This is a genomic window from Bacillus sp. LSHTCR4 (assembly GCF_057197025.1).
In genome coordinates, this window is sequence record NZ_JBXUNO010000001.1 from 635,940 (window position 1) to 651,075 (window position 15,136).

Annotated in this window: 1 protein-coding gene; it reads right to left on the reverse strand. The window is 37.8% G+C overall.

What is annotated here, in order from left to right:
- Positions 1-68: 68 nt before the first annotated feature.
- Positions 69-15,122 (reverse strand): DUF7507 domain-containing protein, encoded by a 15,054-nt coding sequence (locus AC2CGR_RS03330; protein ID WP_484480501.1) that lies wholly within the window; start codon positions 15,120-15,122, stop codon positions 69-71.
- Between the last annotated feature and the right edge of the window lie 14 nt (positions 15,123-15,136).

Consider the following 15,136-nt stretch of genomic DNA (forward strand, 5'->3'; position numbering starts at 1 on the left):
CGATAAAGGTAATGAAAAAGAGATTGTAATTTGGTTGAAACCAAATTACAATCTCTTTTTTGTTTCATTTAATCCCACCAAATCCAAGTCCAAAGGTAATTTCGTACATTTCCAGGAGTAATCCGTATGAAGCGTTCACCGTCAAAGAAGCAATTAAAATTTGGAAGTGTTTCATCTGGATTTTCTGTAACAAAGGTGACAATGTTTTCGTTACTTGTGATGGTTACTGTAATTGGTGGGTCGGTAGGCGAGGCTTGAAGTTGTAACGAAATATTAGCCGTATTTTTAAATTGATTATTAACAGGTGTACTTATCACTTGTACTGTGAATAATACGATAATTGTTTCGCTTGGTTCTAAATTAGTAGCGACTAGGAAACCGATATTCGGATTCGCTAGTGGAGAACGTTCCCCATTAATGGAGACAGTGCCGTTCATAAATTGTAAGCCTGCTGGAATAGTATCTTGTAAAGAAACATTTGAAAGTGAAACCTCGGAAGTATTCGTAATACGCACCGTGTAATCAAAATATTGATTTAAATAAGCTGAGCTGACGGAAGCGTTTTTCACTACTGTCGCAGTTATAAATTGAACTGGTATACGAACGATATTTGAATTAACAATAAAAGTAATAATTGGGGCCTGTGGTGTCAATTGGAAGGCGGCTGTAACTGTTGCAGAATTAATAATTGTACTGTTTGAAGGGATAGAAGTGACGAGAACTTGAAATGTTATCGTTGCTACTGTATCTGCAGGTAAAGCGCCAATATTAATACCAGTGTCTGGCCGGATATTTGGAACCGGAGTCCCGTTAATTGTTACGCTATTTTCTATAAATGTTGTACCAACTGGAATTATATCTAGGACGGAAGTACTGATTGTAGGAATTGGTGAATGATTTATCACTTCTAATGTGAAAGTTATGGTATCTCCTGTCGCTATGATAGATTTATCGGCTGTTTTTTCAATACTAACCATCGGATCAACTACTGTTGTTGTAACAGTAGTTGTTTGCTTTGTAACGGTATTTATTTGCCTTGTAATCGTAATAGGTGGTTTGGTTGGACCGACAATAGGTGTATAGGAAATAGTAGCATCGTTATTGATTGTAGATTGAAGAGTAGAGGAAGATATTGTAACTTGGAATGTAATAATAACAGATTCATTTGGAGCAAGCTTTCCTAACGTAATACCATTTTCAGGATTTGCATTAGGCTGATTGAGTCCATTAATCGTAACACTACCAATAACGAATGTCGTATCTACTGGTGCCGTGTCTACTAGAAGAATATCTTCAATAGTCATATTACCACTATTAGTAATAGTAATGGTGTACGTTAAAGTTTGACCAGGTAAGGCACTCGTGAAATCAACTGCTTTTATGGCAATGACATTATCATTTTGAACGGTTGTTGTGACTGTATTTGTTGTCGTCGTATTCGTAACAGGTGCGTTATTTGGGTTGACTATATAGTTAAAAGTAGTGATTGCTTGGTTGGTGAGTTCGTTTTGTATTGGAATAGAAGTCACAGAAACTTGAAATGAAGCGATAGCATCTCCACCAACAATTATAGTGCCAATTGGTATGCCACTTACTGGATTAACTCCTGGAAGAGTTTCTCCGTTTACAATAACGCTATTTTCTATAAACGTAGTACCTTCAGGAATAATATCTTGAATGACTACATCATTTGCTGCAACATTACCAGTTTGATTGAGTGTAATCGTATACGTTAACGTGTCACCGACAGTTGCAAATGCAAGGTCTACAGCTTTATTACTATTCAAAGTCGTGTGATTAATTTCTGTTACGGCAGCTGATGAAATAATAGTTTCGGTAATAGGTGGTCGATCTGGTAACGTGTATTGAAATTCAATTGTACTTGTGTTAGAGATTGGATTTGTTTGTGGAATCGAAGTAACCCGTACTTGGAATAGAATAGTTGCTGTTGTATTAGGTGGAATGTTATCAATTTGTATCCCGCTAAGTGGATTGTCATTTGGACGAGCGTTGCCATTCACAATAACACTGTTCTCTATAAAGCTCGTATTTGCTGGGATGATATCTGTAACGATAATGTTTTCTACTTGTATATTCCCATTGTTTGTGATGGAAATTGTGTAAGGGATAATCGTTTGTAGGTCAGCGTATTGGATAGGCGTTGTTTTTGTTGCGACTATAGTAGCAGTAATAACTTCAGTGAAGGTAATATTACTAGTCGATATTTGTTCTTCTCCATTTATCGTATAACGAGAAGTTGATTGATTTTGAACATGGCCGCTAGCTGGGAGCGCTATGACGGTAACAGAAAATGTGACTGGGATAGAAATGTTAGGAGCAATCGTTCCTACAAGTATACCGGTACTTGGATTGGCGTTCAGCTGCGGAGTGTTATTTACTAAAACGCTACCGTCAATAAAGGTAGTTCCACCAGGAATATTGTCTGTAAATACAACAGCAGTGGCATCTGTATTCCCTGTATTCGTTAAAGTTGTTGTATAAGTTAAAATGTCACCAATTGTTACAGAAGTCAAATCAACAGTTTTAAGTGAAACGATATCAGCATCATTAATTTGAACGAAAGTAGTGTTGGAAGTAGTCGATTTTTGAATTGGTGCAAAATCAGGGTTGAAAATAAAGTCGTAGGCGATGTTTGCAGTATTAGGTGTTGGGTTTACAGCAGGTAAATTCGTAACGGAAACTTGGAAGGTTATTGTAGCCACTTGACCTGATGCGATATTAGGGATGGAAAAGCCGATATTCGGATCTGCCGCAGGAAATGCAGTATTGTTAACTATTACACTTCCCGGGATAAATACTGTTCCATCCTCTATCGTATCTGTAAAAAAGATGGAGTTAGTTGTAGTGGAACCGTTATTTTGAATGAGTACTGTATATTCAATAGTTTCATCAATGTTAGCTAATACTGTATTAGCGGATTTTGTAGCGATAAGAATAGCATCAATAAATTGTATATTTGTAGCATTGGAAGAGGTCGTTTCTGAAATTGCTGGTGTGCTTGGGTCTGGTCGATACTCGTAGTGAATGACGGCGATATTATTAATGTTATTTTGAGGAGGTATAGAGACTACATTTACTTGGAACGTAACGATAATTGTATTATTTGGAAGGATAATATTAAGGGTGATTCCGGTAATTGGATTCTCGTTAGGTCTTGGTATACCATCTACAAGGATGCTATTTGGAATGAATGTAGTGCCAGCAGCGATTGCGTCAATTAGGAGAGTATTTGTAATAGGTACTGTACCAGCGTTTGTAACTGCGACTGTATATGTGATGATTTGACCGATGCGTGTAATAGATCTGTTAGCGGATTTAATTGCACTAACATTTGCTGTACGGACTTCCGTGTTTACTGCATTTGATAACGATCTACGCTGAATAATTGGAGAACTAGGCTCAATTTGGTATTCATACGAAGTGTCTGAAATGTTAATGACTGTATTGCCAGGAGGTATACTTGTAAGTTGTACTTGGAATGAAATAGTGACTGTTTCATCTGGTTGTATCGTGCCAAGAGTTATTCCATTTTCAGGGTTCGCACCAGGCTGAATGACATTATTTATTGATAAGCTATCTTCAATGAATATAGTACCTTCTGGAATGTTGTCAATGAACACCGTATTGTTAGCTGGAACAGTTCCGATATTTTGTAGTGTATTTGTGTAGGTAATATTTTGCCCGATGGATACGAAAGTAACATCCGCTTGTTTAACGGAAATAATATTTGCATTTTGAAGTGATGTTGTAACGATATTAGAAGTTGCAGAGCGATTCACTGGGGGAGCTGTAGGAATACTTACATATTGGTAAGTTGCTGAAGATTGATTTACAATTTCTGTTTCAGTAGGTGGATTATTTGTTTGTACTTGAAATAGTATTGTTTTGGAACTATTTGGTGGGATCGTTCCAATTGATATTCCATTTTCAGGATTTGCACCAGGCTGAAGTACACCGTTAATTGTGACGCTGTCGGGAACCAATGTAGTCCCAGCTGGAATCGAATCTGTAAAAATAATATTTATTGCGTCAACATTGCCGATATTTTTCACTTCAGAAATATAATGGATCGTTCCACCAATATCTACAGTTGTTGGATTGGATGTTTTTGTAATTGTCAATTGTGCTTGCACGAAATTTGTAATGACGATATTACTAGTAGATGTTTCCGTAATAGGAGGTTGCCCTGGATCTGGTTGAATTGTATATGTTGTATTGGATTGATTTGTAATCGATTGTTGCGAGAATGGATCGTTAATAAGAATTTGGAACGAAATAAGGTGAGTAGCGTTTGCTGCTAGGTTAGGCAAAGTAACACCTGCGTTTGGATTTGCACCAAGTATAGCTGTTCCGTTAAGTGTAAAACTATTATCTACGAATGTAGTCCCTTCTGAAATAGTATCTGAAAATATAAGATTAGTAGCTTGAATATTTCCGGTATTCTCTAGTGTTATCGTATAGGTCAAAATGTCACCTATTGTTGCTTGTTGTGCATTGACTGCTTTTAATGAAAGAACATTCGCATCCGAAATTTGTGTGAATGCTGGATTAGACGTTATTGTTCGAGAGATGATAGGAGCGGTTGGATCGGCGATAAAAGTATAGGCAATACGGGCTATATTAGAAATTGGATTCACGCTTGGAATGGATTGAACGATAACTTGGAATGTTATGGTGATAATGTCTGAAGGCACGATGGAGTTTAATGGTATCCCTACGTTTGGATCGGTACCTGGAGCTGAAACGCCATTAATGGTTACGCTATTCGGAATAAATGCAGTTCCTTCTGGGACCAAATCTGTTAAAGTAACTGTATTTGCAGTTGTATTCCCCTTATTTTGAATGACTACGGTGTAAGTGATTGTACCGTTAGTAGATTGTACGAGAGAATCTGTATTTTTAATTGCGGATAACGATGCATCAACGACAGCTGTACTAACCGTATTAGATGAAGATGTTGCTGTAACTGGTGGTTGACTCGGATCGACAATATACGTGTAACTTGTAAGTGCTTGGTTTATAATTGCTCCTTGCGATGGAATAGAGCTTGCAAGAAATTGGAACGTAATCGTAGCAGAATCACCTGGTGCGATAATACCAACTGGAATACCGAGAGTTGGACTTGCATCTGGAAGTGAAATCCCGTTGAGTGTAACACTATTTGGAACAAATAATGCTCCTTCAGGAACTCCGTTAATGAGTAATACAGAGTTTGCAGGGAAGTTTCCAGTATTCGTTAATATTGCTGTATACGTAATGATATCTAAGGTAGATACAATTGTTCGATTTGCCTCTAAAACAGTTGTAACAGTCGCGTTATTAATTTGTGTTGAAGCGCTATTAGAATTTATTGTGCCGGTAACAGGAGGAGCCGCCGGATCAACGATAAATGCGTATTGAATAGATGCAACGTTTGTAATTGGATTTGAAGGTGGAGTAGATGTAACTATGACTTGGAAAGTAACAGCTAAGGAACTACCCGCGCTAACGGTTCCGATATTAACTCCGTTATTTGGATTTGCACCTGGAATGGTATTTCCATTTACAGCAAAACTATTTTCAACAAAGGTCGTTCCTGCTGGAATGAGGTCTGAGAAATTTACATTCGTAGCGTTTGTATTGCCGCTATTTTGAATTAAAACGGTATAAGTGATCGTGTCTCCAATATTTGCAAAGGCTGTACTAGCAGTTTTTACAGCTGAAAGTATTGCTGAATTAATAGAAGTAACGAAGACATTCGTTTCCACGTTGCCAGGCTGAGCCTGTAAGGCATTGCCTACGTTATATTGGAAGTTCACAAATCCTAAGTTTTGAAGTTCAGGAGTGAATGTTGTTGGATTGCTTACAATTTGAACTTGGAATATGATTGTTACAGTTTGATTTGGATTGATTGTATTTATGCCAACACCGTCAATGATAGAAGCGGATGGTAATGAAGTACCGTCAACAACAACTGATCCTGCAACAAATTGTGTCCATGATGGTAAAGGGTCTGAGAAAATAACGTTGTTAGCTAGAATATTTCCTGTATTCGTAATCGTAGTTGTATACGTAATCGTATCACCAATCGTTGCAAAAGCTTTATCTCCGATTTTAATCGTGTTTAAAATTGCACTTTCGATTTTTGTTGAAACAGTAGTAGAAGTAATGTTTTTTGAAACTGATGGATTAGCCGGATTAACGATATGTTGAAAGTTAACGCTAGCTTGATTGGTAATTGGATTTATAGGCGGGATTTCATCTGCGATAATATTAAATGCCACAATGACAGATTGATTTGGCGCGATATCACCAATTGGAACCCCTGTAACGATATCTGCAGTTGGGATGCTAGTTCCGTTAAGTGTAAAACTATTCGGTTCAAATGAAGTTCCATCTGGAATAAGATCGGTAAAAATAACATTTGTTGCACTAACATTTCCGCTATTTGTAATTGTAACGGAGTAGACAATATCTTGCCCGATGTCAACCGTAGATACATTTGAATTTTTTTGTGCAGTAAGGATAGCGCTATTAATTTGTGTGGTTGTTGTATTAGATTGATTAGAAGTTGTAATAGATGGCTGGCTAGGGTCAACGACATAATGATATGTGATAGAAGCAGAATTAGAAATTGGATTCAGTGTTGGAAGTGTAGTAACAGTTGCTTGGAATGTGACGATTGCCGCATTACCACCATTAATGGAACCGATATTTACACCAGTAGATAAATCAGCATTTGGAATGGTTTGCCCATTAACTGTGAAACTATTTGGAACGAAACTTAAATTGCTATCAAGTATATCGATAACGGTAACATCAGTTGCGGTCACATTCCCGGTATTAGGGAGATTAAGTGTAAATGTTATTGTATTACCAACATCCGCAAAGGTAAGATCTGCTGTTTTTGTACTTATAATATTTGCGTTATTTATTTGAAGAAGCGTAGTGTTGGAAGTAGCTGAACTCGACACTGGAGGGTTAACAGGATCAACAGTAAACTCATATGTCGTTGATGCTGTATTCGGTGCTGGATTAATAGGTGGAATGCTGCTAACTGTAACTTGAAAGACGATACTATATATTTCATTTGGTGGAAGTGCTGCAAGTAATACACCTGTATTTGGATTCGCGTTAGGTTGTAAAACGCCATCAACGGTTAATGTGTTAGGAACAAATGTGAGTCCACTTGGTAATACATCTGTGAATATAATATTAGTTGCATCGGTATTGCCTACATTGGTAATAGAAGTAGTGTAAAAAGCGGTTTGCCCGATATCTACATAGGATACACTTTCATTTTTCGTCATGGATAATATAGCTTCTGTAACTTGCGTGGAAACAGGATTACTAATAGAAGTTTCTGTATCAGGTGGTGAGACTAATTGATACGATGTCGATGAGAAATTTACAATGGTATTTTCAGTTGGGAAGGAGCTCACGTTTACTTGGAAGGAAATATTTACTGTAGACCCAGCTGTTATAGGCCCAATATTTACACCGTTTGTTGGATTCGCACCAATTTGAGGAATTCCATTAATAGAAAATGAGTTTGCAATAAATGTGGTTCCGCTTGGCGCGGTATCTGTAAAAATAACATTTTGTGCGGAGGAATTTCCGTTGTTTGTTAAAGCGACGGTATAGGTGATTGTATCTCCGATTTGGCTATAGGTTTTATCCACTTGCTTTGATGAAAGAATTGTAGCGGTATTAATTGTAGTAAATACAGTGTTTGAAGTAGCAGTTCTTGAAACAATCGGTGTATTTGGATCAGCGATAAATGAGTAAGAAGCAGTAGCCGCATTGGCAATAGGATTTTGAACAGGGGTCGAAGTAGCGGTAACTTGAAATGCTATAGATATTGAGTTGTTAGGAGCAATTGATCCGATTGTTATACCTGTATTAGGATCGAGTCCGATGTGTGTACTGCCATTGATTGTGACACTATTCGGAATGAACGTTGTGCCGTCTGGAATAAGATCAGTGAAAGTAATATTCGTTGCATTTGTATTGCCAGTATTCGTTAAAATGGTTGTATAGGTAATGGTATCACCTAGTGTTACAATAGTTTGATCGACCGATTTTACCATCGTTATCATAGCATCTAATACAGGGTTTGTAACGATATTCGTTGAAGTAGAAGTAGTAATAGGAGCTGCGCTTGGATCAACAGTATAAGAGTATAAAATTGTATCGTTCCCCATAATTGAACTTGAAGGGGGTACAGAAATAACATTTACTTGGAAAGTAACAGTTACTGTTGCGCCAGGGGCGATATTTGGTATAGTTACTCCGAGCGCTGGCCGTGCACCAAATTGCTGCATACCATTGATTGTGAAGGAATTTGGTATAAATGTTGTGTTAGCTGGAATAGCGCTTGTGAATGTAATATTCGTTGCTGTTGTATTTCCTGTATTTGTAATAGTAGATGTATACGTAATTGTATCGCCAACAGAAATAATGGATTTATCAGCATTTTTTGTGGTAGTTAATATTGCGCTATTTATTGTCGTAGTAACGGTATTCGATGAAGCGGTTTGAGTGATAACTGGTTGACTTGGATCGACAATATGCTGAAATTGTACAGAACTAAAATTAGAAATTGGATTTATACTTGGAATGTTTGTAACAAGTACATTGAGAGTAATAACGGCCGTTCCATTTGGGTTTATATTTCCAATCTGAATCCCGTTAGATGGATTTCCGATTTGCTGTGTACCAGAATCGTTTGTAAGAGTACCAGATATGAATGTCGTTCCATCAGGTAAAGTATCCGTGAAAATTATTTTTTGTGAAGTGACATTTCCAGGGTTACTTAATGTAATTGTATAAGAAATTGTATCGCCAATCGTTGCGAAAGTTTTATCTACAGATTTGATTGCCACAATTTCCCCAGAATTTATTTGTGTCGAAACAGAATTAGATGTCGTATTTCGTGAAACAAGTGGTAAATTAGGTCCTGTCATAAATTGATAATCAATAGAAGCGCCGTTTACAACCGGTGAGTTTGGTCCGCCTGGTCCAATTGTGAAAATTGGATTTGGAATGCTAACTACTTGCACACGGAAGGTAACATTTATAAAATCTCCTGCAATAATATCTCCAATTGGTATCCCGTTCGCTGGATTTACTCCAGGTAATAAAACTCCGCCTACTCGAACGCTATCTTCTATAAATACTACGTTATTTGGAATCGGATCTGTAAAAATGATATTCGTAGCAGTTGTGTTCCCTACATTTTCTAATAAAACTGTATACGTTAAAAATGAATTTCCAGGTGCGATGTCAGAAAATAGTCGATCCACACTTTTCGTTGCTTGAATAATCGCTTCATTAATTTGAACTAACGTTGGATTACTTGTAGCTGTTTCTGTCACCGGCGGCTGGGTAGGGTCAACAATGATAGAGTATGTTGTACTAGATTGGTTCAATGTTGGATTTGTAGCTGGTATTGAGCCAACGATAGCTTGAAAGCTAATTGTTGTCGTTCCTCCAACTGGAATTGAGTCTAAAGAGATTCCGCTATCTGGTCTAAATCCAAGTTGTGGGATGGAGTTAATTTGTACGCTATCAGGAACGAATGAAAGTTCAGGTGGTAATATATCGATAAAAACAGGTGTGTTTGCGGTAGTATTTCCGCTATTAGTGAGGGTAGTTGTATACGTAATTGTATCTCCAACAGCAGCAAATGCGCTGCTTGCAGTTTTTGTTGCGATAACAGAAGCAGTATTTACTTGTGTAAAAGTTTTATTGGATTGAACTGTTCGTGAAACAGGCGGCTCATTTATATCAACAATAAAGCTATATTGAAGTGATGATTTGTTCGGAATTGGATTAGGGGCTGGAAGTGTTGTAATGTTTACCTGAAAACTGAGTGTACTCGATGCATTTGCATTTAAGTTACCAATATTAATACCGTTTTGTGGATTTGCATTCGGGATGGTTACACCATTTATATTAAAGCTATTTGGGACAAAGGCAGTACCATTTGGAATTGTATCTGTAAAAACAATGTTGTTTGCAGTCGTATTTCCTGTGTTTGTAACAGATGAAGTGAATGTAATCGTATCACCAATCGTAGCGAAAGTTGTACTCGCATTTTTATTTAAAACTAAAGTAGCATCAATAATTGGAGTAACCGTCGTATTCGTAATTGTACTATTAACAGCAGGTGATTGGTTTGGATTCACGGTATATTCATAATTTACAAGAGCATTATTTGTTAATGTGCCACTAGGTGGTATCGCTAAAATTTGTGCTTGAAAAGTAATGAATACAGTATCTCCTGGTGGAATATCTGCTAAGTGAATACCAAGTGATGGATCTAACCCTGGCTGCGGAATATTATCGATAGTTACAGAGTTTGGCACAAATGAGGCGCCTGCACCGAGTCCATCTGTTAAAACTGTAGCGCTAGCAGGGATATTCCCTGTGTTCGTAACTGCAATCGTATAAGTAACGATATCACCAATTGCAGCTGTCGGTGTATTCACTGACTTCGTAGCGACGATTGTAGCGTTATTAATTTGAGTTGTTATTAGATTGCTTTGCGCATTGGCGGAAGCAGGAGGTAAGTTAGGATTTACGATATATTGGTATGTTGTATTACTTTGATTCGGGATTGGATTTGGACTAGGAATGGAATTTACTATTACTTGAAATGAGATTGTTGCACTTGTATTAGGGTTTATTGGATCAATTGCAATTCCACTTGCTGGATTTGTATTAGGGAGTGTATTTCCGTTTACTGTTACACTATTAGGGATAAATGATGTTCCGTTTGGAATTACATCTGTAAAAATTACATTTGATGCAAGTGTGTTCCCGTTATTCGTTAAAGTAGTTGTGTACGTAATAATATCATTTACGTTAGCAAACTGTTTATCTGCCGATTTTACAGCGGCAATCGTAGCATTATCAATAGTTGTCTGTACAGTGTTAGATGCCACCATCTGCGTTACAACTGGTTTGGATGGATCGTACGTGTATTGGAATGTAGTGCTCGATTGATTTGTAAGCGGATTTGCACGAGGAATGGTTGGTACAGAAACTTGGAATGAAACAGTACGTGATGAATTCGCTCCTATCGTGCCAATCAAAATGCCATTAGCAGGGTTTGCATTAGCTATAGGGACACCGTTAATCGTTACAGTGTTAGGAAGGAAGATGGTACCAGCTGGAATGATATCTGTAAACGTTACATTAGATGTAGGGATATTGCCGTTATTCGTTAAAATTGTTGCATAAGTTATGATATCGCCAACATCAGCGAAATTTGTACTTGTTAGTTTCGTAGCAACAATATTAGCGGTGTTAATTTGTGTCGTTACTATATTACTAGTAGCATTTCTCACAACAGCAGGTGAATTTGGATCTGCGATAAAGCTATATTGAAGTGCAGCACTGTTTTGCACTGGATTTGGTGAAGGTATCCCATTCGTACTAATTTGGAAGACAATAGTTGTAATTCCGCCTGCTGGAATTGTGCCAATTTGAAGACCGACACTTGGATCGGCACCTAGTTGTAAAGTACCGCCTATAAAAATACTATTTGGTATGAGAGTCGTACCAGGAGGTAGTATATCAGTAACAACTACATTATTTGCGGGAGTATTTCCTGGGTTAGCTAGGGAAATGGTATATGTGATTGGTTGCCCAACATCAGCAATAGTTAAATCTACCTGTTTGACAATAACTACATTTGCTAAATTAATTTGCGTACTTACAGTATTACTTAAAGATGTTTCTATAGTTGGTGGATCACCCGGATTTAAAATAAAACTATACTGTGTACTAGATGAATTTAATGTTGGGTTTTGTGTTGGTAAAGAGGTGACAGTTACTTGATAAGAGACGGTAAGTGAGCTGTTAGCAGGAATGGAAGGTAACGGAACACCGACATTTGGATCGGCGTTATTTTGGAGTACACCATTAATAAGGAAAGTGTTTTGGATAAAGGTAGTACCGTCTGGATTCGGATCTACGAAAGTAGGGCTATCAGCAGAAACGCTTCCTGCATTCGTTAAAACGACGGTATAAGTTAATACATCCCCTACAGTAGCGAACCCTTTATCCACTGTTTTGGCTGAAATGACATTTGCATCGTTTACTTGCGTAAATGTAGTAGTTGAAGTAGTGTTCTTACTTACAGGCGAAGCGTTTGGATCAACAATAAAGTTATAAGAAATGGAGGCACTATTCGAAATAGGATTTGGGTTTGGAATGCTAGTTATTAATACTTGGAATGAAGCTGTAATCGTAGTATTAGCATTGATGCTACCAATATTGATGCTAGCTGGTGTTGCGCCCGGTTGAGTAACACCGTTAACTATAACACTGTTCGGTACAAAGGAAGTACCGTTCGCTATTGAATCGGATAGTAATACATTGTTCGCCGTAACATTTCCATTGTTTGTAAGAGCGAAGGTATAAGTTAATACATCTCCAACTTCCGCAAACGTTTTATCTACAGATTTAGTAGCTTGAAGGTTTGCTAGTCTAATTGTTGATGTAACAGAATTAGAATTTGCTGTTTTTGAAGTTGGTGGCAGACTTGGATTTACAGTATATAAATAAGAGGCCAAAGCATTATTAATGATAGGATTTTGGGTGGTAATATTGATGACAGTTACTTGGAAAGAAAGTGTAAAAGTAGCCCCGCCAGGAATTGTACCGATAGGTAAAGCAACGAGAGAATCTACATTTTGCAAAACGCCGTTTAGTGTTACAGTACCAGGAGTTAAAATTGTTCCATTTGGAAGTGGATCTGTTAGTTGTACGTTAGTTGCAGTTGTATTTCCACTGTTTGTAATAAGAATTGTATAACTGATTGTTTCGCCAATTGTAGCAAATTGCTTGTTTGTTGATTTTGTTAATGTTACATTCGCATTATTAATTTGAGTGGAAACGAGATTAGAAGAAATGTTTTTTGTAACGGGTGATTGGCTAGGGTTGACGATATATTGATAAGAAGCGCTTGATCCATTAGATACGCCATTTGACGCGGGTATTGTATTTACTACTACTTGAAATGAAACATTTTTAGTTGTACCAGTTGGGATTGATCCAATGTTCACACCATTAGCGGGATTTGCTCCTACTTGTGTCGTGCCATCAATTGTTAAACTGTTTAGAACAAAAGTTGTTCCGGTAGGAATGACATCTGTAAAAATAACATTGTTCGCATTCGTATTACCTGTACCTGTAAAGGAAACGGTGTACGTTAGTGTATCACCAATATCTGCAAAATTTTTATCTACTGCTTTCGTCATTGTTACAGTAGCATTATTCACTTGAGTGGAGACAATATTCGTCGTATCAGTTCCGCTTACTGCCGGTTGATTTGGTACAGGAATGTATTGATATGTTGTTGTTCCACTATTTAAGATGGGGTTTGTTTGGGGGATAGATGGAACGAATACTTGGAATGAAATAGTAGTCGTAGAATTAGCAGCAATAGATCCAATTGATATACCAGTAGCGGGATTTGCTCCTGCCTGAGTAACCCCGTTAACAGTTACACTCCCTGGAATGAAAGTAGTCCCGCTAGGAATTGGATCCGTATATATAACGTTAGTTGCAGCAATATTTCCTATATTAGCTAAGGCAATACTGTAAGTTAACGTTTCACCAATATCGGTAAAAAGTTTGTTAACTGATTTTGTTCCATTAATATCTGCGAGGTTAATTTGTGTTCCGGCAGAGTTGCTTGTTGCAAGACCGTTAAAGGTTGTTCCTCCAGCAATTGGTGTATATTGAAATGTAATATTAGCGGTGTTAGAAATCGGATTTGGATTTGGAAGAGAAACGACAGTCGCTTGGAAAGTTACTGTACGGGAAGCACTGTTATTAATTGTTCCAAGAGATATACCAGCGGCAGGATTTGCATTTGTTTGTGGTACGTTATCTACCGTTACAGTGCCAGGTATAAATGAAGTACCGGTAGGAAGATTATCTATAAAAATAACGTTATTGGCGGGAAGAAGCCCGGTATTAGGAATCGTAACGGTATAAGTGACGACATCCCCAATTGCAGCGACACTTTTATTTACGCTTTTCGTCGCTTGTATGTTAGGGGAATTTATGTTGATTTGTAAACCCACTGTATTTAACATATACGCGTCTCCGTTAGTTGTTAAACGGATGGCGGCGGACACTTGAGAATTTGTTAAATAAGGGGAAATATCAATAGAAGTAATGTCCCAACCTTGTCGACCGGCTGAGATGTTTGTACCTGTAGAGGCACTTTGATTTCGCGTTCCAAATGTCCCAGTTGTATCTAAGTTTCCTGCAGCGTTATTGACCTGAGAACCAAAAAAATTATTTACAGCATTATTTGGCCCAGATAATGCATTTAATGAACTGAAATTGGGTCCAAATAAAGCTTGATCCCCCGTTAAATCAGCATCTCCTTCGGTAGAACTTAAAAATAATCTCCCGCTTACAGGGCCTCCTGAAGGTGTTAAAAATCCTGAGACAGATACATCGGCACTACCAGTTTCTGCAGAAACACGGTTGCCTGCTACATAAATCGTTAAGTTTCTTGCGGGTAATGTCCCGTTCTGATAAGCGACGATAAGCGTCCATCCAGCTGAATTAATTGTTCCATTAGAAGCATCTATAGGATCTACAAGTCCAGGGACAGCTCCTGTAGTATAGGAACCAGAGCCTCCAGCTTGAATAAGAGTGGTTACGTCTGCTGAACGAGTGTAAAAGCCAAATGTAATAGAATTTGAAACGAAAGTTTGATTTGAAGCTGTAACAGCTGAAGGAGTAATCGAGTATGTTGAAACAGGTGTTGTAAAAGAAACCGGGTTTCCTAATACACTCGTAATGTTTTGATCACGAGATAAATAGTTTCCACCCCAAACGAGTTCTGCGTAAAGAATCGTACTACCAGCAGGTATATTTAAAATAGCGGTAGAACTATTTTGTGTATAGTTTAACGTTGTACCAGCAGGAAAAGTAGGTACTTGTAAAGCGGTATTCGTAGTTGCGAATGCACCAATTGCCCCGATTGTACCAGCACGGTTTTGATTACTAATTTTACTTAGGCCTAAAGTATTTCCTGTAATAGCGAGTGCGCCGTTTGTGGTGGTAGAAAATCGATTCGTAATGGGCATGTTGTCACCTCATT

Excerpts from the sequence above, each read along its gene's own strand:
- AC2CGR_RS03330 (WP_484480501.1), bottom strand. The coding sequence starts at position 15,122 with ATGCCCATTACGAATCGATTTTCTACCACCACAAACGGCGCACTCGCT.